General features: G+C 66.9%; 23 protein-coding genes and 2 pseudogenes. 14 read left to right on the top strand and 11 right to left on the bottom strand.

Going from position 1 to position 24,772, the window contains the following annotated elements:
• The first annotated feature begins 184 nt into the window (after nt 1-184).
• From pdxH to RDCOP1_RS14420, 3 genes are all read left to right on the top strand, one after another.
• On the top strand, nt 185-835 hold the full coding sequence (gene pdxH / locus RDCOP1_RS14430; protein WP_072701715.1) for a pyridoxamine 5'-phosphate oxidase: 651 nt from the start codon (nt 185-187) through the stop codon (nt 833-835).
• Nucleotides 832-2,100, top strand: coding sequence for an MFS transporter (locus RDCOP1_RS14425; protein WP_072701713.1), 1,269 nt, complete (start codon nt 832-834; stop codon nt 2,098-2,100). Before pdxH ends, RDCOP1_RS14425 begins: the two co-directional genes overlap by 4 nt.
• Before the next feature lie 148 nt (nt 2,101-2,248).
• The gene (locus tag RDCOP1_RS14420; protein WP_084722643.1) at nt 2,249-3,490 is read left to right on the top strand and encodes an MFS transporter; all 1,242 of its coding nucleotides are present in this window, start codon (nt 2,249-2,251) and stop codon (nt 3,488-3,490) included.
• A gap of 28 nt (nt 3,491-3,518) precedes the next feature.
• Here RDCOP1_RS14420 and RDCOP1_RS14415 read toward each other — a convergent pair whose 3' ends face one another.
• The gene (locus tag RDCOP1_RS14415; protein WP_072701711.1) at nt 3,519-4,394 is read right to left on the bottom strand and encodes a LysR family transcriptional regulator; all 876 of its coding nucleotides are present in this window, start codon (nt 4,392-4,394) and stop codon (nt 3,519-3,521) included.
• A gap of 325 nt (nt 4,395-4,719) precedes the next feature.
• Between RDCOP1_RS14415 and bla the strand changes: the two genes are divergently transcribed.
• The 6 genes and pseudogenes from bla to RDCOP1_RS21840 all read left to right on the top strand — a co-directional run.
• Nucleotides 4,720-5,526, top strand: a complete 807-nt coding sequence (gene bla / locus RDCOP1_RS14410; RefSeq protein WP_231923046.1) for a class A beta-lactamase — start codon at nt 4,720-4,722, stop codon at nt 5,524-5,526.
• An 81-nt stretch (nt 5,527-5,607) separates the two neighbouring features.
• A complete protein-coding gene (locus RDCOP1_RS14405) occupies nt 5,608-6,594 on the top strand; it encodes an aldose epimerase family protein (protein WP_084722626.1) in 987 nt (328 codons plus the stop codon).
• Between the two features lie 263 nt (nt 6,595-6,857).
• Nucleotides 6,858-8,156 (top strand): citrate synthase, encoded by a 1,299-nt coding sequence (locus RDCOP1_RS14400; protein WP_072701707.1) that lies wholly within the window; start codon nt 6,858-6,860, stop codon nt 8,154-8,156.
• A 54-nt stretch (nt 8,157-8,210) separates the two neighbouring features.
• Nucleotides 8,211-8,558: pseudogene (locus RDCOP1_RS21850) on the top strand (FKBP-type peptidyl-prolyl cis-trans isomerase); the annotation flags it as partial.
• A 3-nt stretch (nt 8,559-8,561) separates the two neighbouring features.
• Entirely contained in the window at nt 8,562-8,933 is a 372-nt protein-coding gene (locus RDCOP1_RS21845) for an FKBP-type peptidyl-prolyl cis-trans isomerase (protein ID WP_269460126.1), read from the top strand.
• Nucleotides 8,934-9,064: 131 nt separating this feature from the next.
• Nucleotides 9,065-9,223: pseudogene (locus RDCOP1_RS21840) on the top strand (AraC family transcriptional regulator); the annotation flags it as partial.
• An 87-nt stretch (nt 9,224-9,310) separates the two neighbouring features.
• Here RDCOP1_RS21840 and RDCOP1_RS14385 read toward each other — a convergent pair.
• Complete coding sequence (locus RDCOP1_RS14385; RefSeq protein ID WP_072701703.1) at nt 9,311-10,636, bottom strand: sensor histidine kinase; 1,326 nt, start codon at nt 10,634-10,636, stop codon at nt 9,311-9,313.
• Between the two features lies 1 nt (nt 10,637).
• Nucleotides 10,638-11,321 (bottom strand): response regulator transcription factor, encoded by a 684-nt coding sequence (locus RDCOP1_RS14380; RefSeq protein ID WP_072702014.1) that lies wholly within the window; start codon nt 11,319-11,321, stop codon nt 10,638-10,640.
• Nucleotides 11,322-11,470: 149 nt separating this feature from the next.
• Here RDCOP1_RS14380 and RDCOP1_RS14375 point away from each other — a divergent pair, with 149 nt between their 5' ends.
• Nucleotides 11,471-13,270, top strand: coding sequence for an acyl-CoA dehydrogenase (locus RDCOP1_RS14375; protein WP_072701701.1), 1,800 nt, complete (start codon nt 11,471-11,473; stop codon nt 13,268-13,270).
• Between the two features lie 43 nt (nt 13,271-13,313).
• Here RDCOP1_RS14375 and RDCOP1_RS14370 read toward each other — a convergent pair whose 3' ends face one another.
• From RDCOP1_RS14370 to RDCOP1_RS14355, 4 genes are read right to left on the bottom strand one after another with little or no spacing between them, the layout of a single operon-like run.
• Nucleotides 13,314-13,883: a dihydrofolate reductase family protein gene (locus tag RDCOP1_RS14370; RefSeq protein ID WP_072701699.1), complete on the bottom strand. Its 570-nt coding sequence runs from the start codon at nt 13,881-13,883 to the stop codon at nt 13,314-13,316.
• 22 nt (nt 13,884-13,905) lie between these two features.
• Nucleotides 13,906-14,397 carry a CinA family protein gene (locus tag RDCOP1_RS14365; protein ID WP_072701697.1) on the bottom strand — a complete coding sequence of 164 codons (492 nt, stop codon included), beginning with the start codon at nt 14,395-14,397 and terminating at the stop codon, nt 13,906-13,908.
• Entirely contained in the window at nt 14,387-15,160 is a 774-nt protein-coding gene (locus RDCOP1_RS14360) for a pyrimidine reductase family protein (RefSeq protein ID WP_072701695.1), read from the bottom strand. The genes RDCOP1_RS14365 and RDCOP1_RS14360 overlap by 11 nt, the downstream gene beginning before the upstream one ends.
• A 38-nt stretch (nt 15,161-15,198) precedes the next feature.
• Nucleotides 15,199-15,711, bottom strand: coding sequence for a flavin reductase family protein (locus tag RDCOP1_RS14355; protein WP_072701693.1), 513 nt, complete (start codon nt 15,709-15,711; stop codon nt 15,199-15,201).
• A gap of 69 nt (nt 15,712-15,780) precedes the next feature.
• Here RDCOP1_RS14355 and RDCOP1_RS14350 point away from each other — a divergent pair, with 69 nt between their 5' ends.
• From RDCOP1_RS14350 to RDCOP1_RS14340, 3 genes are read left to right on the top strand one after another with little or no spacing between them, the layout of a single operon-like run.
• The gene (locus RDCOP1_RS14350; protein ID WP_072702012.1) at nt 15,781-16,854 is read left to right on the top strand and encodes a YihY/virulence factor BrkB family protein; all 1,074 of its coding nucleotides are present in this window, start codon (nt 15,781-15,783) and stop codon (nt 16,852-16,854) included.
• Nucleotides 16,851-17,279, top strand: a complete 429-nt coding sequence (locus RDCOP1_RS14345) for a phage holin family protein (protein WP_072701691.1) — start codon at nt 16,851-16,853, stop codon at nt 17,277-17,279. Before RDCOP1_RS14350 ends, RDCOP1_RS14345 begins: the two co-directional genes overlap by 4 nt.
• On the top strand, nt 17,276-17,545 hold the full coding sequence (locus tag RDCOP1_RS14340; RefSeq protein WP_084722625.1) for a DUF3618 domain-containing protein: 270 nt from the start codon (nt 17,276-17,278) through the stop codon (nt 17,543-17,545). The genes RDCOP1_RS14345 and RDCOP1_RS14340 overlap by 4 nt, the downstream gene beginning before the upstream one ends.
• 11 nt (nt 17,546-17,556) lie before the next feature.
• On the opposite strand, the gene RDCOP1_RS14335 is transcribed toward RDCOP1_RS14340, so the two are convergent.
• Both RDCOP1_RS14335 and RDCOP1_RS14330 read right to left on the bottom strand, forming a co-directional pair.
• Complete coding sequence (locus RDCOP1_RS14335) at nt 17,557-19,449, bottom strand: propionyl-CoA synthetase (protein ID WP_072701689.1); 1,893 nt, start codon at nt 19,447-19,449, stop codon at nt 17,557-17,559.
• Between the two features lie 222 nt (nt 19,450-19,671).
• Complete coding sequence (locus RDCOP1_RS14330) at nt 19,672-22,023, bottom strand: heavy metal translocating P-type ATPase (protein ID WP_072701687.1); 2,352 nt, start codon at nt 22,021-22,023, stop codon at nt 19,672-19,674.
• A gap of 316 nt (nt 22,024-22,339) precedes the next feature.
• On the opposite strand from RDCOP1_RS14330, the gene RDCOP1_RS14325 reads away from it, so the two are divergent.
• Entirely contained in the window at nt 22,340-22,594 is a 255-nt protein-coding gene (locus tag RDCOP1_RS14325; RefSeq protein WP_072701685.1) for an SHOCT domain-containing protein, read from the top strand.
• Between the two features lie 28 nt (nt 22,595-22,622).
• Here the strand turns inward: RDCOP1_RS14325 and RDCOP1_RS14320 are convergent, their stop codons facing one another.
• Both RDCOP1_RS14320 and RDCOP1_RS14315 read right to left on the bottom strand, forming a co-directional pair.
• Nucleotides 22,623-23,783 (bottom strand): AI-2E family transporter, encoded by a 1,161-nt coding sequence (locus tag RDCOP1_RS14320; RefSeq protein ID WP_084722624.1) that lies wholly within the window; start codon nt 23,781-23,783, stop codon nt 22,623-22,625.
• Entirely contained in the window at nt 23,780-24,334 is a 555-nt protein-coding gene (locus RDCOP1_RS14315) for a DUF2231 domain-containing protein (RefSeq protein ID WP_072701683.1), read from the bottom strand. The genes RDCOP1_RS14320 and RDCOP1_RS14315 overlap by 4 nt, the downstream gene beginning before the upstream one ends.
• Nucleotides 24,335-24,772 lie beyond the last annotated feature (438 nt).

Below are 24,772 nucleotides of genomic sequence, written 5' to 3'. Positions count from 1 at the left end.
TCCGGGCCGCACTGCCGGTGGGAATGAGGACACCGGTGACTGTGATCGGCACCCCACTCGAGTCGTCGGTTGAACTCTAGTCCTCGACCGCTCGTCTCCGGGCGTGGGCTGCCCCGGAGTAGCGTCTTCGTCCGTGCAGCCCGAACCACCTCGCGGACACGTCCCGGCGAACGATCTGGCCGCGATGCGTGCCCACTACGACATCGCGGGCGCGGAGCAAGCCTTGTCCGACGAACTCGATCCGGCCCTCGTGTCCGACGGCTGGTTGCCGTTGTTCGGGCGCTGGCTGGCCGCCGCTGTCGAAGCCGCCGTCCCCGAACCCAACGCGATGGTGCTCGCGACCGTGGACGAGGCCGGCAATCCAGCGACGCGCACGGTGCTGTGCAAAGGCATCGAGCCCGACGGCATCACCTTCTTCACCAACTACGACTCGGACAAGGGCCGACATCTGGCCGCGCACCCGTACGCGTCCGCGACGTTCCTGTGGCTGCCGCTGCACCGGCAGATCACGGTGCGTGGGCCGGTAAGACGGGTCACGGAGGAGGAGACCGCCGAGTACTGGCGGACCCGCCCGCGCGGGTCGAGGCTCGGCGCGTGGGCGTCGCGGCAGTCGCGACCGGTCACCTCCCGCGCCGACCTGGAACGCGCCCTCGTCGAGGTGAGCAGGGAGTACGAAGTCGGCTCCGACGCCATTCCGGTACCGCCGTTCTGGGGCGGATTCCGGATCCACCCCGACGTGGTCGAATTCTGGCAGGGCAGACCGGACCGCCTGCACGACCGGATCCGTATGCGGCTCGTCGACGGAGCGTGGTCCGCTCAGCGCCTCCAGCCGTGAGGCGGCTTCTCGCCGACACCACTCCGCTGCAGAACCAGGACTTCGCGCGGTTGTGGTGGGCCGGTGTCGTGACGGTCATCGGCGCGCAGATGGCGGTGGTGGCGGTACCGCAGCAGATCTACGAGATCACCCGCAACTCCGCGTACGTCGGTCTGACCGGGGTGTTCGGCCTCGTGCCGCTCGTGGTGTTCGGCTTGTGGGGCGGTGCCCTCGCCGACGCGATGGACCGACGCAAACTGCTGGTGATCACGTCGATCGGGCTCGGCGGCACCTCGGTGCTGTTGTGGGCGCAAGCGGCCGCGGGGCTGAACAACGTTTGGGTGCTGCTCTGCCTGTTCTCGGTGCAGCAGGCGTTCTTCGCGGTCAACCAGCCCACCCGCGCCGCCGTCATTCCGCGGTTGCTGCCCATCGGTCAGATCGCGGCGGCGACGTCGCTCAACATGACCGTCGTACAGTTCGGCGCGATCGCGGGCCCGCTCCTCGCGGGGGTGCTGATCCCGATGATCGGGCTGCCGACGCTGTACCTGCTCGACGCAGTCTTCCTCCTTGCGACGTTGTGGGCTGTGGTTGCGCTGCCGCCCATCCCGCCGCTCGGAGAGGTGGCGCGTGCCGGGTTGCGCGCGGTGCTCGACGGGTTCCGCTACCTGTCGGGGCAGAAGATCCTGCTGGCGTCGTTCGTCGTCGACATCGTCGCCATGGTCTTCGGTATGCCGCGCGCATTGTTCCCGCAGATCGCCCACGAAACCTTCGGGGATCCCGTGGCGGGCGGATTCGTTCTCGGCGTGCTGTTCGCGGCGATGTCCGTAGGAGCTGTTCTCGGCGGTGTGTTTTCGGGGTGGCTGCCGAGAGTCCGGCGGCAGGGACTCGCGGTGATCGTGTGTATCGCGTTGTGGGGTGCCGCGATGGTCGGATTCGGAATCGTGGTGTGGTGGGCCGATTCCGGTGGTAGTGCGCTGCTGGTGTGGCTCGCGGTCGCGTTCCTTGCCTTCGGCGGCGCGGTGGACATGGTCTCGGCCGCGTTCCGGTCGACCATGCTGCAGACGGTTGCGACCGACGAGATGCGGGGCCGGTTGCAAGGGGTGTTCATCGTCGTCGTGGCCGGCGGCCCCCGCATCGGCGACGTGCTGCACGGTGCCGCCGCTGCCGCCGCCGGGACCGCTGTCGCGGCGGCGGGAGGCGGAGTCCTGGTCATCGTCGGCGTCGCGTTGTGTGTCGTCGCGTTCCCGGCCTTCGTCCGGTACCGGGTCGGCAAGACGCTGTCGTAGGCGAAGGCGCTGTCGTAGGTGCTCGACACGCGGTGGCCGAACTCACCCCCGGCGAATTCGAGCTAGCGCCGGGGTGAGGCGGAGGATGGAACGGGCCGGACGCAGCTTCCGGCATTCCTTCTACCCCGCAATCCTCGAAGGCTTTCCCATGACCACGGCTCCCGCCTGCCCACCCCACGATGCCCGGACCGACGACGGTCCACGGGCAGGTCGCACCCTCGCGATGTGGGCGCTCGCGCTCGGGGGCTTCGGGATCGGCACCACCGAGTTCATGGCGATGGGCCTGCTCCCGGAAATCGCGACCGGTCTCGGGGTTTCCGAGCCGTCGGCCGGGCACATCGTGTCCGCGTACGCCGCGGGCGTGGTGGTCGGTGCGCCTCTCATCGCGACTCTGACCGCCCGGGTACCGCGCAAGACGCTGCTGATCGCCTTGATGGTCGCGTTCACGATCGGAAATGCCGCCACCGTCCTGGCGCCGGGTTACGGCGCACTCGTCGTCTCCCGGTTCGTCGCCGGTCTGCCACACGGCGCGTACTTCGGTGTCGCCGCGATCGTCGCCGCACATCTCGCCGGGCGAGGTCAGCGGGCCCGGGCGGTGGCCCTGGTGATGATGGGTCTGTCGGTCGCGAATGTGGTCGGGGTGCCCGCCGCCTCGTGGTTGGGTATCGCGCTCGGCTGGCGAACCGCGTTCGGTCTGGTCGCGATCATCGGCGTGGTCACTGTCGCCGCGGTCGCCGCGTGGGTTCCGGCGCTGTCGATCCCCACTACGAGTGCGCGCACCGAACTGGGCGCGTTGCGCCGCAAGCAGGTGTGGATGACCCTGGCGGTCGCGATGATCGGCTTCGGTGGCGTGTTCGCGGTCTACACGTACATCAGCACCACTCTCACCGACGTCGCCGGACTGCCGAAATCGCTTGTGCCGGTCGCACTGATGCTCTTCGGCCTCGGCATGGTCCTGGGCAACGCGGTCGGAGGGCGCCTTGCCGATCGTGCGCTGGTGCCGGGCATCTTCACCACCATGGGAGCGCTGGGTGTGTTGCTCGCCGTGTTCGTCGTCGCCGTCCACAACCCGTACACAGCCTTGGTGATGGTGTTCCTGCTCGGCGCCGGGTGTGCCGCGGTCGGTCCGGGCCTACAGGTCCGTCTGATGGACGTGGCGGCGGACGCACAGACACTCGCCGCGTCCCTCCACCACGCGGCGTTCAATCTCGCCAATGCGATCGGCGCGGCGATCGGTGGTGCGGTGATCGCCGCCGGTCTCGGTTACACAGCCCCGGCGGCTGCCGGAGTGCTGCTCGCCGCGGCAGGTGTGCTCGTCTTCGCGATCGCCGTGCGGATGCCGGCCGACCGAGTCGCTCCCGGCGAGGCAGTCGACACCGGCGGGCAGTAACCGCTGCGCGGGCGGATGCTCTTTCTGCTCATCGCACCCGCTCCCGCACCAGCACCCGGTCGAGTGCCGCGACGAACCGGTCGGTGTCGGCACCTGCTCGCCACACCACTCCCAATCGCACTGCGGTCGCGGCGGGCGCCAATTGCAGCCACGCGACCCCCGGTGCCGAACCGGGCGCCGTGGTGGACAACCCGAAATGGGTTCCTGCCGCCACTGCGGCGAGCACTGCCCGGTCGTCCCGCGCGCTCGTCGTGTCGACGTCGAGACCGCGGTCGCGGAACAGGCCACGCACTGCGTCGAATGCCGCCGGGTTTCCCGCTCGCGGAGGTGCCGCGAACGTCAGGTCGGAGAGCATCGGGAACCGCGGGCGCTCCGCCTGCGCGCTGCGATGGTGCGACGGCACGACCACCCACCGCGGCACCTTGGTGACAGGCCCGGACTCCACGCCGTCCACCTGGGCGGGGTGTTCGACGATCGCGAAATCGCACGAGCCCGATCGCACCGCGTCGACGAGTTCGACGGTGGTGCCCGACTCGGTCGCCACCGCGGCATCGGTCTCCGCGCACAGGGCTGCGACGCAGGCGGTGAGCAACCGGTCGGGGAGTGCCGATCCGGCACCCCAGCGAACCAGTCCCCGGGTGTCTGCGACGCGTACCGCTTCTGTGAGAAACCGATCCGACTCGTCGACGAGTTGCCGTGCGTGGGCAAGCAATCGGTCGCCGGCGGAGGTGAGGACGGCGCCCTGTCGCGTGCGGTGGACGAGCGGTGTGCCGATGTACTCCTCGAGTCGTCGAAGCCCCTGTGACAGAGGAGGTTGCGTCATGCCCAGGGCCGCTGCGGCGCGCCCGAAGTGTCCCTTGTCGGCGACCATGACGAAGTACCGGAGATGGCGGATCAAATCCATGGGCGTATTCAACCAGCGCACCCGGTTCCTTCGGCGGAAGTCGGCCGAATGCGGGAGTTATTTCTATGTCACCAGCAGCGCTGATACTCGATTCGACTCGTATGTTTTCGTTTAACAATTGGTCCGGAAAGGTCGTCGGTGGTGGGCTGGCGGCATGGCGACACCATCCGTATTCGACCGAACATCACTGTCCCGCAGAGGTTTTCTCTCCGGAGCAGTCGCGATGTCGGCTTTTTCGTTCCTGGCTGCATGCGATGCGCCGAGCAGCAGCGCGACACCGGATACGACCCACGCTGCCCGAAGTGCACCGGAGGCCCGCTTGACGGTGCCCGCGCTCGACTCGCGTCTGGCGCAGATCGAGAATCAGCACAAGGTTCGGCTCGGAGTGCTGGGGCACACGCCGGCCACCGGAAGGGTGTACGCCCACCGCGGTGACGAACGGTTCGCGATGTGCTCGACGTTCAAGATGTACGCCGCGGCGGGGATCCTGCGTCTCGAATCGCTCGGGAAGTTGTCGCTCGACGAGACCGTTCCGGTCGAGCCCGCGGACATCGTCGTGAACTCGCCGGTCACGACGGAACACCAGGGCCGGGTCATGACCGTCGGCGGGTTGTGCGAGGCCGCGCTGACCCGTAGCGACAACACCGCCGCCAATCTCTTGCTGAGGCGCCTCGGCGGACCGGACACGGTGACGGCGCTCGCCCGCTCCGTCGGTGACGGGGCGACCCGCCTCGACCGCTGGGAACCTGAGTTGAACGAAGCCGGGAGGGGCGACGAGCGCGACACCACGACCGCCGTCGGGCTCGGGACCGGATGCAGGGAGTTGCTCGTCGGTGCGGGCCTGCCGCCTCCGCAACAGCGCATGCTCACGGGATGGATGCGGGCGAGCCTCACGTCCGGCAAGCGAATCCGCGCCGCGCTGCCGCGGGACTGGACCGCCGCGGACAAGACCGGCGGGGGTCTCCACGGGACGGTCAACGACGCCGGGGTCGTGTGGTCGCCGAGCGGGAACCCTCTCGTGCTGGTGGTGCTCTCGGATTCCACCACCGGGAATCCCGACGTCCCGATCGACGACGCCCCGACGGTTGCAGCCACCACCGCGGTGATCGAGGCCATGGCTGCGCATCTCTGATCGGGCACCGGGAGAGTCCGCGCGGAGAGTGAGGGCCCCGAATCACTAGTGGGATCGTCCCCGGCCCGTAAGACTGGGGGCATGTCCGATTCGATCCACCCCCAGCGAGACGATCAGCCGATCGACGCTCGGCCGGGCGACGGTCCCACGCATTACGTGATCCGCGGCTTCGGCTACCGGGCCGAAGTGTCCGAGGTGGGTGCGGCGGTGCGCGCGCTGGTGTACGACGATCCGTCGGGCCCCTACCCGCTCGCGGGGAGCGGTCCGGATCCCGAACACGCGCTGCGTTACGCGGGTGCGGTGCTGGCGCCGTGGCCGGGTGGCGTGCGCGACGGCCATTTCTTCTTCGACGGGATCGAACACCAGTTGACGGTCACCGACCCGGACCGTGGCGCCGCGGTGCACGGCTTCGTGTGGAACAGGAAATGGAACCTCGTGTCGCACACGGCGGCCCGCGTGGAGCAAGTGATCGAGATCGGACTGCAGACGGGATGGCCGTATCGACTCCTGCTCACGGCGACCCACGAACTCGGTGAATACGGCCTCGTAGCCAGTTACACGGCTACGAACATCGGCGACTATCACGCCCCGTTCGGTCTCGGAGTGCACCCGTATCTGTACGCGGGGTACACACCGCTCGACGACTGCACCTTGCGCCTGGCTGCGGGCACCCGGGTTCCGATCGACCGGCAGCGCGGGCTGCCCACCGCATATTCGCAACCCGTCGTCGGGACGGACTTCGACTTCACCGAACCGCGTCCGATGGACGGCGTGCGGCTCGCGGTTCCCTTCAGCGCGCTCGACGAGGACGCCGACGAGGTGATTCGGCACCGTCTGTGCGGACCGGACGGGCGCGGCGTCGAACTGCGGACTGTTCCGGAGTTCGGATGGCTGTACGCGACCACCGAGACGGGCCGCGCGGACGGAGGTCCGGAGCGTTCGCTCGCGCTGATCCCCGCGACGTGCCCTCCCGACGCGTTCAATCTGGGAATCGACGTGCTGGTCCTGCAACCGGGGGAGGTCTGGGACGCCAGTTGGGGCCTGGGCGTTGTCGGTTTTTCCGTCTGAGAGACCGCGGGGACCGAGTACCGGTGGCAGGGCGCCGATGGTGGCAGCACACGGATCGCGTACGATTACCCCAGGTAAGCGGCGTGCGCCGACCTTGCGGCGGAATTTCCGAGGGTGCGGGCCGACGTCCGACGTCTATATCAACGAAACACTGTGCGGGGACTTTCGACCGACCCTGGCTGGGCGCACACGCTGCGTTACAGCTAGGTTCTACCTGAATGTTCGGAAGTTTCTCGTAGGTCTGAGCTTGAGAGGGATCCTTCGTGCCCGCTGAGAATGAACCCACAACCGCCCTCAGCTACCCCGGTGGCGAGCACGCGATGTCGATCGCCAAAGCAACGGAAGGCAATGACGGTATCGAGCTGGGCAAGCTCCTTGCGGCGACCGGGTACACCACACTCGATCCCGGTTTCGTCAACACCGCCTCCACCAAGTCGGCGATCACATACATCGACGGTGAGAAGGGCATCCTGCGTTACCGCGGATACCCGATCGAGCAGCTGGCCGAGAAGGCCAGCTTCATCGAGGTCAGCTACCTGCTGATCTACGGAGAACTGCCCACTTCCGAGCAGCTCGAGACCTTCACCGACAAGATCCGCCGGCATACGCTGCTGCACGAAGACCTCAAGCGCTTCTTCGACGGATTCCCGCGCAACGCGCACCCGATGCCGGTCGTCTCCAGCGCCGTGAACGCGCTGTCGGCGTACTACCCGGACTCGCTCGACCCCGACGACTCGGAGCAGGTCGAGCTGTCGACGATCCGCTTGCTCGCCAAGCTCCCGACGATCGCCGCCTACGCCTACAAGAAGTCCGTGGGTCAGCCGTTCCTCTACCCCGACAACTCGCTGTCGCTGGTCGAGAACTTCCTGCGGATGACGTTCGGGTTCCCGGCCGAGCCGTACGAGATCGACCCCGAGATCGCGCAGGCTCTCGACATGCTGCTGATCCTGCACGCCGACCACGAGCAGAACTGCTCGACGTCGACGGTGCGTCTTGTCGGCTCGTCGGACGCCAACCTCTTCACCTCGATCTCCGGCGGCATCAATGCACTGTGGGGCCCGCTGCACGGCGGCGCGAACCAGGCTGTGCTGGAGATGCTCGAGCAGATCAAGAACTCGGGCGGCGACGTCAACGAGTTCGTGCGCAAGGTCAAGAACAAGGAAGACGGCGTGAAGCTCATGGGCTTCGGGCACCGCGTCTACCGCAACTACGATCCGCGCGCCGCGATCGTCAAGAAGACCGCCGATTCGATCCTCAAGAAGCTCGGTGCAGGCGACGAACTGCTCGAGATCGCCATGAAGCTCGAAGAGGCCGCGCTCACCGACGACTACTTCATCGAGCGCAAGCTGTACCCGAACGTCGATTTCTACACCGGACTGATCTACCGCGCCATGGGCTTCCCGGACCGCATGTTCACCGTGCTGTTCGCGCTGGGCCGCCTGCCGGGCTGGATCGCGCACTGGCGTGAGATGCACTCCGACCCGACCCTCAAGATCGGGCGCCCGCGCCAGATCTACGTCGGCCACACCGAACGCGACTACAAGGGGATCGATCTCCGCTGATCGTTCTTCTCGCGGTGTGCCGCGACGACTGCCATCTCGACAAGGGAGAGACCTGTGAGTAAACCGGAGATCGAGTTCCAGGAGGGCCCGGCGCCCACCGAACTGGTCATCAAGGACATCACGATCGGGGACGGTCCCGAAGCCACGCCCGGTGCAGTTGTCGATGTGCACTACGTCGGTGTGGAGTTCGACACGGGCGAGGAGTTCGATTCGTCGTGGAGCCGCGGCGAATCCATTCGTTTCCCGCTCTCCGGTCTCATCGCCGGCTGGCAGGAAGGCATCCCCGGCATGCGTGTCGGTGGGCGTCGTCAGCTGACGATCCCACCGGAACTCGCATACGGCCCGGCCGGATCCGGCCACCAGCTCTCGGGTAAGACGCTCGTGTTCGTCATCGATCTGCTCGACGTGCAGGTCCAGCCCGAACCGCCGGTGATCGAGAAGTCGGAGGGCCCCGCGCCCACCGAACTCGTCGTCGAGGACATCACCATCGGTGAGGGCCCCGAGGCGCAGCCCGACGCGACCGTCGATGTCCACTACAAGGGTGTCGAGTACGAGACCAACGAAGAGTTCGATTCGTCGTGGAGCCGCGGTCAGTCCGTCGCGTTCCCGCTCGGCCGGTTGATCCCGGGCTGGCAGCAGGGCATCCCGGGTATGCGTGTCGGTGGCCGCCGCAAGCTGACCGTGCCGCCCGAACTCGCATACGGTCCGGCCGGTTCCGGGCATCCGCTCGGCGGCAAGACACTGGTGTTCGTGATCGACCTGGTGGGACTGCCGTAGAAATCCGTTCGTGAGGACTGCGATCCTCACGCCCCACAAGGGCCCGAGACCGGTGGTATGCCGGGCTCGGGCCCTTGTGCATCGGGGTGTATCCGTAAGCGCGGGTCGTCCGTCGCTGTCAGGCTGGGGCAATGGCAGCAGGAGTGCGGGTGCCGGCGGAACTTCTTCCGCACCTGCGCCGTGCGCGGGATGTCGCGGACCGCGATTTTGCAGAACCACTCGATCTCGGGGCGCTCGCCGCCAACGCCGGGGTGTCCGAGTTCCACTTCGGGAGAGTCGTTCCCGCACTGAGCCTTTGGGTACCGCCCCGCTTAGGGCGACGGGCGCGTCGCCACTGTGTCTTCTGCGGCTCGCGGTAGTCGGTGGCTCACGGTCGTCTAAGGCTCGCGTCGTCGCGTGCGGGGGAGACGGATGACGAGACGCGCGCCCCCGAGAGGGCTCTCGTCCAGGTACGCGTCGCCGCCGTGCAGGGCTGCCTGCTGCGCGACGAGTGTCAGCCCGAGCCCGGACCCCGTCTGACGGGCATTGGATCCGCGCCGGAACCGCTCGAACACCGCCGAGCGTTCGGCGGCGGGGATGCCCGCGCCGTCGTCGTCGACGATCAGGCTGGTGGATTCGTCGTTCGTGGCAACGGTGATCCGGACGAGCGATGCGCCGCCGTGCCGCACCGCGTTCGTGATCGCGTTGTCCACCAGAAGGCGCAAACCCGCCGGTAGACCGCGCAGGACCTGCCCGGCGTTTCCTCGGACGTCCACGTCGAGACCCGGATACCGTCGCATCGCATCCGCTGCGGCGGTGTCACAGATCTCGACGAGATCGACATCCACGAAGTCGCGGTCGGTGGACAGGTCGCCCCGCGCGAGGCGTTCGAGGTCGTTGAGGGTCGCCTCGAGTCGTGCCTGGGTACGCGCCAGGTCCGCGAGTATTTCGGAACGGTCGTCGGCACCGAGGTCGTGGGTGCTGAGCACCTCCACGTCGGTGCGCATCGCGGTGAGGGGGGTGCGCATCTCGTGTGCCGCCGCCGCCGCGAAATCCCGTGCCGTCGCCAGTGCGGCATCGGTATCCGCCCGAGCGCGAGCCACGTCGTCGAGCATGGTGCCGACGGCCGAGGCGAGTTCGTCGGCCTCCCTGACTCCGGACGGGCGCGGAGAGAGATCGCGGTCGCGGGCGACGATCCGGCGCGTGAGGTCGACGAGTGGACTCACCGCACCGCCGCCGAGCAACCAGCCGAGACCGGTCGCGGCCGCCACCGCGACGACACCCGCGATCAATACCTGCCGGTGCTGGTCGGTGGTGACGTCCTGTGCTTCGGCGAGCAGCACGGCCACCGACATCAGCCCCCGGTTCGATTCGATGGGGGTGGTGTACGCGCGGTACTCGATACCGTCGACCGTGACGGTCTGCGCACCCGGTTCGAGGACAGGAAGCTCCGTGGGGGTGCTCGCCCGTAGCGCGCCGTCGGGTTCCGCTCGGATGGTCATCGCGAACGCGCCGCCATCGCCGAACACCGGCAGGAACAACTCTGCCGCAGCGGCATTGGCTGCCAGCACGTCGGCTGCGAGATCGAGACGGCGATCCAGCTGCGCAAGATTGTTGTGCGAGATCGCCAGCGCCACGATGACACCGAGTATTCCGACCACGATGGTCGTGCCCAGCGCGGTCGCGATGGCCACCCGGGCGCGCAACGAGAAGGAGCGCGGCATCTCACGGCTCCCGCAGGACGAAACCGACCCCACGAACCGTGTGGACGAGCCGGGCACGTCCACCCGATTCGAGTTTGCGCCGAAGGTAGCCGACGAACACGTCCACGACGTTGGTATCCGACGTGAAGTCGTAGCCCCACACGAGCGATAACAGGCGGTCGCGGGAGAGGACGATGCCCGCGTTGCGGGCGAGGACTTCGAGCAGTTCGAATTCGCGTTTGGTCATGTCGACGGGTTCACCGTCGACGAACACCCGACGACCCCCGGGTTCGATGCGCAGTGCCCCGACGCGCACCACCTGATCGTCGACCGGCGCGCGCCGGCGCAGCATCGCGTTGATACGCGCGACGAGTTCGGCCAGCACGAACGGTTTGGTCAGGTAGTCGTCGGCACCGGATTCGAGCCCCGCGATGCGGTCGTCGACGGTGTCGCGCGCGCTGAGCACGCAGATCGGGATGTCGTCACCCGCACCCCGCAGGGTGGTGATGACGGCCGTCCCGTCGAGACCGGGCATGTTCATGTCGAGCACCATCACGTCGGGACGCTCGATTTCCACGACTTCGAGGGCTTCGGCGCCGCCGGCCGCGGTGAGCACCGAGAACCCGGACAGGCGCAGGCCGCGGTGGAGGGAGGCGAGGACGTCCGCGTCGTCGTCGACGACCAGCACGGAAGGGGATCCGGTCATGAAGGGCAGTATTCCCGCATTCGGGGCGTCGGTGCCAAGCATCGAGGGGTAGCGTGCACCCACGGGTGCCACCCCACCGGTCGACGGCCGTGCCCGGATTGCTCTACTGGGTGCGCGCTCGATCGGTACGCCGCCGAAAGGACCCAGCCATGCCCGCTCCCGTGTTGTCCCGTCGCGACCTGGACTTCCTGCTGTACGACTGGCTCGACATCGAGTCGCTGACCACGCGTTCCCGGTTCGCGGAGCATTCTCGCGAGACGTTCGACGCGGTGCTGGACCTCAGCGCGGACATCGCCACGAAGCATTTTGCGACGCACAACAAGAAGGCCGACGCGCAGGAACCGCGCATGGACGAGGACGGGCGCGTCGAGATCATCCCGGAGGTCAAGGCCGCACTCGACCTGTTCTCCAAGGCGGGCCTGATCGCCGGCGGGTTCGACGAGGCGCAGGGCGGCATGCAGTTGCCGATAACGGTGCTACGGGCATCGATGGCCTGGTTCCAGGCGGCGAACGCGGGAACCTCTGCCTACCCGTTCCTCACCGCGGCCAACGCGAGCCTGCTGGTCGCGCACGGCGACGACGAGCAGATCGCGACCTTCGTGCCTCCCATGCTGGAGGGACGATTCTTCGGCACGATGTGTCTGTCCGAGCCGCAGGCGGGTTCGTCGCTCGCCGACATCACCACGAAAGCGGTCCCGGCGGGCGACGGCACCTACCGGCTCACCGGAACGAAGATGTGGATCTCCGGTGGCGACCACGAACTGACCGAGAACATCGTCCATCTCGTGCTTGCCAAGATTGCGGGCGGCCCGGCGGGCGTCAAGGGCATCTCGCTGTTCATCGTCCCCAAGTTCCTCGTCGAGCCCGACGGCACGCTGGGCGACCGCAACGACGTCGCGCTCGTGGGTCTCAACCACAAGATGGGCAACCGCGGAACCACCAACACGCTGCTGAACTTCGGCGAGGGCGTCCACACACCCGGTGGTGAGGCGGGAGCCGTCGGCTATCTGCTCGGCGAGCCGCACAAGGGCTTGTCCTACATGTTCCACATGATGAACGAGGCACGCATCGGGGTCGGTTTCCTCGCCACGTCGCTCGGCTACGCCGGGTATCTCCAGTCGCTCGACTACGCACGCACCCGGACACAGGGGCGCCCCCTCGGCGCGAAAGACCCGGCCTCCCCGCAGGTGCCGCTCGTCGAACACCCGGATGTGCGCCGGATGTTGCTGGCGCAGAAGTCCTACGTGGAAGGTGCACTCGCGCTGGGCCTCTACTGCTCCAAGCTGGTCGACGAACAGCGGACCGCACCCGACGAGCAGGTCCGGACGCGCGCGGGACTGCTGCTGGATCTGCTCACCCCGATCGCCAAGTCGTGGCCGTCGCAGTGGTGCCTAGAAGCCAACAGCCTTGCGATCCAGGTGCTCGGTGGATACGGGTACACCCGGGAGTTCGACGTCGAACAGTATTACCGGGACAATCGGCTCAACCCGATTCATGAAGGCACCCATGGCATTCAAGGCATGGACCTCCTCGGCCGCAAGGTGATCATGCAGGGCGGGGCTGCGCTTGCCGTGCTGGGGGAGACCGTCGGTGAGACCGTCACGCGGGCGCTGGACGCGGGCGGGGACGCCGCTGAATATGCACAGCAGTTGCAGCGCGCCGTCGTCCGGGTGGGGGAGACGACCACCACTTTGTGGGCAACCGGTGATCCTGCTGTCGCCCTGGCGAATTCGACCGTGTATCTCGAGGCAGTCGGGCATGTGGTGGTCGCGTGGATCTGGCTCGAGCAACTCCTCGCTGTGGGCGAGCGCGACGGCGCGTTCTACGACGGAAAGCGCGCGGCGGCCCGGTACTTCTTCCGATTCGAACTTCCGAAGACGGGGCCGCAGTTCGATCTGCTCGCGAGCCTCGACCGCACTACGCTGGACGTCGATCCTTCCGTCTTCTGATCCGGTGCCGCCGTGACAGCATCGCTGTCACGGCGGCGGCACGTCAACGACGGGCAGCCAGACGAGTGATCGTGACGCCCGCGACCACGCGACTTTCGATGGGATCGAAGAGATGCGGTTCGAAGTCCGCGCGGAACAACGGGATTCCGTTGCCCGCCACGATCGGACTGACTTTCAAGACGAGTTCGTCGATCTCGGGTAACAGTGCCCCCGCGAGAGATCCGCCCCCGCACAACCAGATTCCTCCGCCGTCCTGTTGCTTCAACTCGCGCACGTACGCGAGCGGATCGCTGGCGACAAGTGTGACGGTGTCGTCCGGCGCTTCGCTCATCGTGGTGGAGAAGACATATTGCTTCAGATGTTGATACGAACTCGTGACTCCGGCATCGAGGGACGGCTCCCACGTGCGTCTGCCCATGACCACCGCGTCGAAGTTCTTGTTCGGCGGGTCGATCCCGAGATGCGCACGCGCCTGGGTGGGGATGGTTTCCGGGAATTCCTCGACGATGGTCGATATCAGCTCGTCGGGTACCGGAAAGAAATCGAACCCGCCCGAGGGGTCGGCGATGAACCCGTCGAGCGTGGTCGCCACGTAGTAGGTGAGTGTCCGCAAGAATGCTCCTGCCCGTCGAAAGTCAGGCCTGCGCCCGATCGACGAGCAACGTTAGAGCATGGCGCACCGTCCGGGCGAGGACTTTTTGGGGGTCACCGTCGAATTGCTTTACCTCGCAGCGGGTTCCCTCCGGCCCGGTGGTGGCGAACCAGACCGTGCCAGGCGGGCGTCCGTCCTGCGAGTCGGGTCCGCCCGCTCCGCTCACGGCGACCACGATCTCCGCTTCGAGCAGGCGCGAGGTGGACTCGGCCATGGCACGGACCGCCTGTTCGCTCACGACCGGCCCTTCGGGAACGCGCAGGAGACCGTGCTTTACCTCGCGTGAGTACGCGACGATGCCGCCGCGAAACCACTCCGAACTTCCCTTCGCAGCACCGATGCGGGCGGCCAGCGTGCCCGCGGTGAGCGACTCCGCACATCCCACCGTGAGACTGCGCTCGGAGGCGAGGTCGGCGAGTCGTTCGATCAGGTCGTCGGAACGATCGGTTCCTTCGACGATGTCGTCATCGGCCACTGGAAGCTCCTTCTCTGTCGTCTCGAATCCATCGGGTGAGCAGGGTGCCGTCGTCGTCGGCGAGCAGGTGGGTTCGTCGCATGGGGGTCACCACGGGGGTCGGCGTCGAAGCGATGCGCCCCGCGGCGCCGGCCGCGAGGACGGGGGCGAAGGTCAGGCACAGGTCGTCGACGATGTCGGCCTCGATCATGCTGCCGAACAGTTGCGGACCTCCTTCGCACAGTACGCGCGTCCATCCGGCTTTCGTGACAGCGGCGAGCAGGGCCGCGCCGTCGATGGTGTCGTCGGCGATCACCCGCACGTCGGCACCGGCGTCCTGCGCCGCGCGGCGGTTGGCGACAGGGGCGCTCGCACTGGTGAACACGATCGGCGGCACCGTCGTGTCGGTGAACAGCCGCAGATCCGAGGGGAAGTAGCAGGACGTCGTCACGACCGCGATGGGAGGTACGGCTTCGAGGCCGTCCGCCTCGCGACGCGCACGAAGCGTCTCGCTGGTGCGTGCACCCCCGTAGTTCTCGGTGCGCACGGTGCCCGCGCCGACGAGAACGACGTCTGCGAGTTCCCTGAGCAGCCCGAAGACCTTCTTGTCCGACGGGGTGCCGAGCGCACCCGACCGTCCTTCGACGGCGACAGCACCGTCGAGAGAGGAGACGAAGTTGACGCGCATCCACGGGCGTTCGAGCCCGTCCGGATATGCGTACAGCTGCCGGAGCCGGTCGTCGTCGACTTCGGCGGGGGAGGCGGGGTCGTCGAGTTGATGCATGCACCCGATCAGATCACGGCGGTTCGTTCGCCGCCATGTCACGCGCCGTGGCCGGCCTCCATGTCGCTCACGTCGCGGAAGGTCAGCAGCTTGTTCAGCTTCTCGCGCAGTTCCCCCACCTCGGGATCGAGCAGGAACCCCATGTGGTCGCCGAGATCGAACCTGTCGAGTACCCGCCCGACGAACCAGCCGGCAGCGCTGTCGAGGATGGGCAGGCCGTGCGGCCCCTCGCTCCACTCGCACTGTGAGAACTTGTCGATCTCGTCGCCCGTCTGTTCTCCGAAAAGCTCCGAGATCGGGCGGTTCTCGGGCGAGAGAACGTGTACTGCGAGGTACTCGGCGTCCTGAGCCACACGGAACGTGTGGTTCTTGTTCGAGATGGCCACGAGGAAGCGTGCCGGGTCGATGCCCGTCTGAGTCGTGAACCCGACGAGGCACCCGCTGCGTTCGTCCCCGGCGCGCGTCGTGACGATGTACATCGGGTAATCGAGCTGGGACATGATGTCGGCGAATCCCTCGGAAGAGCCGCGGACTGCATCGGTGTCGGACATGCTCCGATCGTACGTTTTAGGTAGTGCCGATACGGTTTGGTGCGGCGGTGCGTGCGGTACCCGGGGGCCATGACGGACCAACACGGCGGGGACGGTGCTGCGGGCGCAACCGTGGCACCCGACGATTCGCGCAAGCCGGACTCTCCGACGGACATCGAGAAGCCGTCATGGAAATACGTGGTCAAAAGGACCGTGAGTGAGTTCAGCCGAGATCAATGCACCGATCTGGCAGCGTCGCTGACCTACTACGCCATCCTCTCGCTGTTTCCGGCGTTGCTGGTCGTGGTGTCGTTGCTCGGCGTCTTCGGGCAGGGCCAGGCCACCGTGGACGCGGTGCTCCAGATGGTCGAGGATCTTGGACCGTCCTCCGCGGTCGACACCTTGCGAGGCCCCATCGAACAGTTGGTGGACGCACCCACCGCCGGCCTCGCACTCGTCGTCGGTGTTCTCGGTGCCCTCTGGTCGGCCTCCGGCTACGTCGGTGCATTCGGTCGCGCTATGAATCGCATCTACGAGATCGAAGAGGGACGTCCGATCTGGAAGCTGCGCCCGCAGATGCTGCTGGTCACGGCCCTCGTGCTCGTCTTCGCGGGCGCCACGGGCCTGATGCTCGTGGTGAGCGGACCGATCGCCCGCACCATCGGTGACGTCGTGGGCCTGGGAGAGACCGCGGTAACGGTCTGGAACATCGCGAAGTGGCCCGTGATGCTCGTGCTCGTCATCGTCATCGTGGCGGTGCTCTATTACGCCACGCCGAACGTCAAGCAGCCCAAGTTCCGGTGGGTAAGCGTCGGTTCGGTCATCGCGATCCTGGTCTGGATCCTCGCGTCGGTGCTGTTCGCGGTGTACGTCAGCAACTTCGGAAGCTACAACAAGACATACGGTTCGCTCGCCGGCGCGGTGATCTTCCTCTTGTGGCTGTGGATCACCAACCTGGCACTGCTGTTCGGAGCCGAATTCGATGCGGAACTCGAACGTGGCCGTCAGTTGCAGGGTGGAATAGAGGCTGAGAAGACCATCCAACTGCCCCCGCGTGACACCCGGGCGAGTGAGAAGACCGAGGCGAAGCACCGAGAACTCATCGAACGCGGACGTCGCCTGCGTGGAACGTCCGGCGACGAAGAGGAAGGGAAACGAACATGACGGAACCGACCGGAGGCGATGCCCGGCACGTGGCGGCCCAGCCCTCCGCACTGTCCACTGTCGAACTCACCGAACGGCTTGCCACACAGGTCTCGACACTCGTACGGACCGAGGTCACGAGCGCCCTCCACGAAGTGAAGTCCAAGGGCACGCGGATCGGGATCGGTGCCGGGATCTCGGGCGCCGGTGCACTGTTGCTCTACTTGGGACTCGCCACCCTGATCGCAGCCGGCGTGCTGGGGCTCGCCACGGCACTGGACCCGTGGCTGGCAGCACTGATCGTCGCCCTGGTGGTGCTCGTGATCGGCGGCATCCTGGCGGCGGTCGGCGCCTCGAAGGCGAAGAATGCGGCACCACCCGTGCCGCAACACACAGCCGAAAGCGTCCGCGCAGACGTGGCCGCGGCGAAGGGAGCACTGCGATGAGCCGACCGGAATCTCAGGATCCCTCGCCCACCGCGTCGACCCCGAACGGGTCGGGCAGCGGAACCGAAGCCGATATCGCGCAGCAGCGCGCCGAACTCGCCGCGACTGTCGGCGAATTGACCGACCGCCTCGACGTCCCGACCCGCGTCAAGCACGCAGCCGACGAGCGGGTCGAGGCAGTGAAGAACCGCCCCGACCTCGTCGCCGTGGCCGGGGCAGTTCTCGTCGCTGTCGTGCTGGTGGTCGTCTGGCGTCGCCGCCGCTAGCCCCTCGCGGGTCAGCCGCCCAGTTGCGCCCGAAGCGCCTCGAGGACAGCCGGATCCTCGATGGTCGACGGCACCGTGTACTGCTCGTTGTCGGCGATCTGACGCATCGTCTTGCGAAGGATCTTGCCGGAGCGCGTCTTCGGGAGCGCCTGCACGACCGTGACGTCGCGGAAGGTGGCCACCGCGCCGATCTGGTCGCGCACCATCGCCACGAGTTCCTGACGCAGCGTTTCGGGGTCGATCTCCACGCCGGCCTTGAGCACGACATAGCCCGACGGGCGCTGCCCCTTGATCTCGTCGCGGATCCCCACCACCGCGCATTCGGCCACAGCCGGGTGCGATGCCACGACCGCTTCCATCGTTCCCGTCGAAAGCCGGTGTCCGGCAACGTTGATCACGTCATCGGAGCGTCCGAGCACGAACACGTAGCCGTCTTCGTCCACATAACCGGAATCACCTGTGAGGTAGTAGCCGGGGAACGTGTCGAGATACGACCTGCGGAAGCGGTCCTCGTCCTGCCACAGCCCGGTCAAGGTACCCGGCGGAAGCGGCAGCCGGACGACGATGTTGCCTTCGGTGTTCGCCTTCACGAGATCGCCGTGCGCGTCGACGATTTCGACGCGATATCCCGGGACGGGGACAGTCGGTGAACCGGCCTTGAGCGGCATCGGATCGAGACCGCGCAGGTTCGCGGCGATCGCCCAGCCCGTCTCGGTCTGCCACCAGTGGTCGACGACCGGGCGTTCGAGAACCCGGCTCGCCCATTCGTAGGTGTCGGGGTCGAGACGCTCCCCGGCGGCGAACAACGTCTCCAACGTGTCGATCGAGTACTTCGTGAGTTCCTCGGCGTCGGGGTCGGCCTTGCGGACCGCGCGGATCGCGGTCGGCGCCGTGAACAGCGCTTTGACATTGTTCTCGGAAATGATGCGCCAGAACGCCCCGGCGTCGGGCGTGCCCACCGGCTTGCCCTCGTAGAGCACTGTCGTGGCGCCTGCCATCAACGGGCCGTAGACGATGTACGAGTGGCCGACCACCCAGCCGACGTCGGACGCGGTCCACCACACGTCGCCCGCATCGATGTCGTAGATGTTGCGCATGGACCACGTCAGCGCGACCGCGTGCCCGCCGTTGTCGCGGACGACACCCTTGGGCTTACCCGTGGTGCCGGAGGTGTAGAGGATGTAGAGCGGATCGGTCGCGGCGACCGAGACCGGTTCTGCCGGCGACGAGTCGGCGACGAGTTCGTCCCAGTCGAACCACGCGGCGGTCGAGGCCTTGTAGTCGGCTGCGGAACCGGGGATCTGCTCCCGATCCTTCACGATCACGGTGTGCGGGGGAGTCTTCGTCAAACCGAGGGCCGCCTCCACCATGGGGAGGTACTCGACCGTGCGGCCGGGCTCGAGCCCGCCCGACGCGGTGACGAGCACGACCGGACGGGCGTCGTCGATGCGGGTCGCGAGTTCCTTCGCCGCGAAGCCGCCGAACACCACCGAGTGCACGGCACCGATGCGGGCGCACGCGAGCATCGCGATCGCGGCCTCCGAGATCATCGGCATGTAGATGATGACGCGGTCGCCCGCCACGACTCCCTGATCGCGCAGAACTCCCGCGAACGTTGCAACCTCGTCGAGCAGTTCGGCGTACGTGTAGGTCTTCTTCGCCGGCACCATCGCCGAATCCCAGATCAGGGCGGTCCGGTCACCCGCGCCCGCGGCGACATGCCGGTCGAGCGCGTTGACGCTGGTGTTGAGAGCGCCGTCCGGGAACCATCGGTACGAGGGTGCTTGCGTGTCGTCCAGTGCGCGGGTGGGCGCTGTATCCCAGTCGACGGCCTTCGCGGCCTCGAGCCAGAACGACTCTGGGTCCTCAACGCTCTGGCGGAACGCCTCCTCGTACGAGCTCATCGCTTCATGTCCTTCCTCGCACTGACAGTGGTGACCGCGTCACCCTATGCGACCGTTTTGTGCCCGGACGGCAATGTGCGACAGGCGGCAGTGGTTGGGCGACGAGCGGGGGTGACGGTTTGCTCTACGGCGCATCTACTCCGAATCCCTACCGCCGACCCAGCCACGCCTTGATCTCGGAGATTCGTTCGGGCCGTCCGCCCTTCGCCGTTGTGCCCGCTGTTAACTGCGGTCCAGGTCGGTTGCCGAGTCCGTCTCGGAGGCGAGGGTGAAATAGTTCTCCTCCTCCTGCACGAAGTGCAGACGTAGTAGCGCCGATAAACCGTAGAGGTCGGCGAGGAGTTCCTCGCACTGGTCGGGGTGTAGACCCCCGGCCGCATCGGCCTGGGTGAGTTGCGCCCGCAGTCGATGGCTGAGCCGATCGATCTCGGCATGCATCCTGCTCATCGTCGCGGTCGCTTCGCCGCTGCCCAACGGTTCCGCGAGCGCGGGATACAGCTCGGTGTCCTCGGCGCGCTCGTGCGGCAACAGGGTGCCGAACAAAAAGGTGTCCACCCGCCGTAACGCCGCGTGCGCGGCGACGAGATCACCTTCGGCGAGCAACTGGGCGGTGTCGCGCAACACCGACAGGCGGTCGCGCAGTACCTCGTGTTCGGCCGAGAACCGGTGCAGCATCGCCTCGGTGTCCTCTCGCAGCTCCGGGGCACGGGCACGATCGCTGCGCAGTGCCCGCAGGGCATTGATGATCACCGCGACGTCGATGCATTCCTGCAACAGGGCCCCCACTGCTGGGGGCAGATAGCCGAACGCGGCGAAACCCATCGCGATCAGCGACAGGCTCATCCCGATGACGGCGCTCTGCACGGCGATGCGCCGCGAGCGTCGGGCGATGACCATGGCGTCGGCGAGCCGGTCGAGGCGGTCGGCGGTGAGCACGATGTCCGCGGCCTCGGAACTGGCCGTCGAACCTCGTGCGCCCATCGCGACTCCGACGGTCGCCGCGGCGAGGGCCGGCGCGTCGTTGACCCCGTCACCGACCATGACCGTCACGGCCGACCGGCGTTCAGCGCGGACGCCGGCGACCTTGTCGGCCGGAGTCTGCTCGGCACACACCGCGTCCAGTCCGAGCACTGCCCCGACAGCTTCGGCAGGCTCATGCCGGTCCCCGGTGAGCATCACGAGCCGGTTCAGCCCGGCGCCGCGCAGCCGCCGCAGGGTGCGGGCAGCGTCGCGCCGCAGCGGATCCACGAGCAGCAGCGCGCCCGCGAGATCCCCGTCGACAGCGACCCAGGCGATCACGGCGCCGTCGAGTGCGGCTCGGTTCGCCACCGTCCGCGCCCAGCCCGGGGCGTCGGCGGGCAGTGGCAGGGCACCGACGCTCACACGGTGACCGTCCACGGTAGCGGTCACCCCGGTGCCGGCCTGCTCGATGACGTCGGTGGGCATCGACAACGTCAGCCTGCGTTTTTTCGCCTCCTGCACGATCGCCTCGGCAAGGACATGCGGAGACAGTTGATCGGCGGAGGCGGCCAGGCGCAGCAGTTCCACCGCGTCCTTTCCGGGGGCGGTGACGATATCGGTTCCGGTGGGGCGACCGCTGGTGAGTGTGCCGGTCTTGTCCATCACCAGGGTTTTGGCCTGTCCGAGATTCTCGAGCGCACCGCCGCTTCGGATGACCACACCCAACCGGGACGCGCGGGACAGTCCGGAGACGATGGCGACCGGTGCTGCGAGCAGCAAAGGACACGGGGTGGCCACCACCAGCACCGCGACGGCCCGCGTCGCCGAGCCGCCTGCGAGCCAGGCGAACGCTGCGACGATCAACGTCAACGGCAGGAACCAGGCGGCGACCTGATCCGCGATGCGCACCACCGGGGCACTCTCGGCGGCAGCGTCACGAGCGAGTCGCACGATGCCGGCATAGGTGCTCTCCTCGGCGGTGGAGCGGGCGGTCATCTCGAACGCCCCGCCCGCATTGACGATTCCGCTGCGCACCGACTCGCCGACCCGGCGCTGCACGTGCATCGGCTCGCCGGTGAGCACCGACTCGTCGAGCACCGCGAGGTCGGAAGCTACCCACCCATCGATGGGCACCACCTCACCCGGCCCCACGACGACCCTGTTTCCGGGAACGATCGCCTCGAGAGGTACCACCTCGAGTTCATCGCCCACCCGACGACGAGCGGTGCGGGGAGCATGCTCGAGCAACGCCCTGAGATCGGTGGTGGCACGGCGTTCGGCAGCAGCATCGAGTGCCTGTCCCGATGCGAGCATCACCGCGATCAGCGCCCCGGCCACGTACTCACCGATCGCCACCGTGCCGACCAGCGACAACACCGCGATCAGATCCACCCCTACCCTGCCCCGTCGCAGTGCGCCGATTACCCACCAGGTCGCGGGCACAATCGCGATGACGGTGCCGACGATCCAGCAGACGTCGGCAGCCGTACTACTGCCGAGTATCCATGCCAGGCCACCTGCAACCAGGGCGGCAACGGTCACGACGAGAAATATGAACTCCGCCCGTGCACGCAACCGCGCTGTCCACGAAGGTGTCGGTGACGCTTCAGTCATTGCGCCGATCCTGCTTGTCTGGGGCTTCGAACTCCGGATATCACCGACGCTAGCGAAATGCGCGGCGCCTCGACGGGTATCCGGCGGTCGTGATGAACCCGATCGGCATCGGTAAGAACGTCTCGGTGCCTCTCCGGATTCTCAGGACCTTCTGCTCGATTCCTCAGAAACCGCGAATACTGTGAAACATGGCGAAGCGTCGACATGACCGCTTTCGTCTCGGCCGATTGACGCTGTGTGCGCACATGTCGACAGCGGGCGGCCTGTGAACCTGCGAACGACATCTGCGACCGCCACGAAACGAGAGGTGAGAGCCATGCACGGTTGGTATGGCGCCGGAGGGGGCGGTGTGCTGCTGATGGCGGTGATGATCGTCCTGCTCTGGTCGGCAATAGTCCTCCTCGTCGTCTACGGCGTCTATCTGGCCCGCAGACTTTCCACGACAGGCCGTCCCGAACTGGAACGTCCGGATCATCACGACGCCGAAGGGATCCTCGCCGAACGGTTCGCGCGCGGTGAGATCGACGAGGACGAGTTCCTCGCCCGGCGGGCGGCACTGCGGCGTAGCTGACGACCATCCGCGGGTTCGGTGACACTGGTCAGCCGCGGTCGAGACGCGGGAAGAACACTTCCTGTGCGAGCAGGTGCACTGCGGCGGCGAACGGAATCGCCACCAGTGCTCCCACCAGACCCAGCAGCGACCCGCCGATCAGGACGGCGATCAAGGTGCTCAGAGCCGGTACCTCGACCGACCGTCCGATGATCTTGGGAACGAGCAGATAGTCCTCACCGAGCCGGAAGGCGACAAAGAACACGATCGTGGCCACGCAGACCGGCACCGAAACCGTCAACGCTACGGCCGCCACCGCGATGCCGGCGATCGTCGAGCCGATCAGCGGCACCAGGTCGAGGACGGCGACGAAAACTCCCAGTAGAAGCGCGTAGGGCACGGAGAATGCGACGAGCCACACGAAGGTGGCTACGCCTGCGATCACCGAGATGATGACGTTGCCGAGCACGTACGAGCCGACCTTCGCGAAGATCTCGTCGCCCAGCAGGATCGCCCGGGGGCGCCGGGAGTGCGGGACGAACCGATACAAGGTGGCACGTAAGCGGGGAAGATCGGCAAGAAAATAGATCGTCAGCACCGTGACGATGAGGGTGTCGGTCAACGCGGTGAACACGGCCTCTCCTGCCGTGACGATTTCTCCCAAGACCGATGTGCCCGCGCCGCCCGAGAACTGGGTCAACCGGTGCTGCAAGTCGAAGCGGGCATTCAGGCGACCGACCCACGACGACGGCTCGGTGAGTTGTTCGAAGTAGTGCGGGGCAGCAGCGATCAATGCCGATGCTTGCTCGGTCAGCGGCGGAACCGCCGCAGCCACCAGTGCTGTGAGCGCGGCGCCCCCGACAACGAATACACCGGTGACCGCCGCCCATCGCGGGACCCGGCGGGCAGTTACCCACCGCACCAGCGGTTCGATTCCGAGAGCGAGGAAGAACGCGACACCGATCAGGATCAGGATCGACTCCACAGCCCGTGCCGCAAGCACGACCGCGACGGTGGTGAGTGCGCCGGCCGCGGCAGTCATCCCCGTGAAGAAGGGGGAGTGGCGATCGAATCGGGGACCGAGCGTGCCGCGAGGAGAGCCGTCGCTGCTCAGCGCGGCCGCAGTCCGTTCGGCTGCGGCGATCGGGTCGGTATCCGGGACTCGCTCGGGATCGGAGTGGGTTGGTGGATCACCGTCTGAACCGGTCATGACCAGAGCCAGCGGATCACGAGGTCGTAGCCATCCGTGGTATGCCGATAATTGTTGTCGACGTGGGGTTCCCGCTGAGTGGTCGCGTCCGAGTACGCCGCGACATCGCCCCACACCGCCCGTGAACCCGATTCACCGACACGGTAGATCTGCACGATCACGGCGACGGCGGCGACCAGTGCCAGAGCAGCCGCGACCACCCTGAGCACCCGAGACGGTCGTGCCGTTCGCTCTCTGAGATGGAGTGCGGCAAGAGCCAGGGCGGCGATGAACAGGACCGCGGCGAAGTACAGCATCGTGTCGCCCAGTTCGGTGTGGACCTCCACGGCCGCAGACCGATCGACATGCTCTTCGAGCCATTCACCGGCCTCGATCGTCACCGGAGTCAGAGCCAGTACGACGGTCGCGAGAACGAGGGTCGGCCAGACGAGTCGACGTCGAGCGGCCGGCCATACTCCGCACACTGCGACCAGGATCGCGGTCACCGGCGCAAGAACCACCATGAAATGGACGAGCAGTACATGTGCAGGAAGCCCGCTGATAGTCGACATGAACTCAATATTCGAGTAGGTACGCCGATGTGGAGAGGAGTTCGGAAGTATCCACGAAAATGGAACCTTCTCAGTCGACCGCCGGCATTCTCAGCCGGTTAGGAAGATGTCTTTGTCGGGCGCACAAGTGAGCTTTCGGATCACGGCCGAACCGTGGTGTGAACCGCCGCACCGAGGAGGACGATGGGAAGTGGTCGCGGGACGGATCCCCCGGTCCGGCGACTCCAGAAGGGCAGGTCACGGCGGTGAACGTGATGATGATGATGGACCAGGCGCACATGTTGCTACACCACTTGATGATGTGGCTGCACCAGATGGGCGGGATGCCCATGATGCACATGCCCATGTAATACGAGACCCTCGTTCCGTCCCATGACGCCGTGAGCTGTCGGGTCGGCACACGCCCCCGCCCATCGATGGTGTGGGTGTGCTCGATCT

Origin of the sequence: Rhodococcus coprophilus NBRC 100603, assembly GCF_001895045.1 — a bacterium.
GTDB classification, from domain to species: domain Bacteria; phylum Actinomycetota; class Actinomycetes; order Mycobacteriales; family Mycobacteriaceae; genus Rhodococcus; species Rhodococcus coprophilus.
The sequence above is the reverse complement of the archived record's forward strand: the minus strand, read 5'-3'. Positions and strand labels throughout refer to the sequence as shown.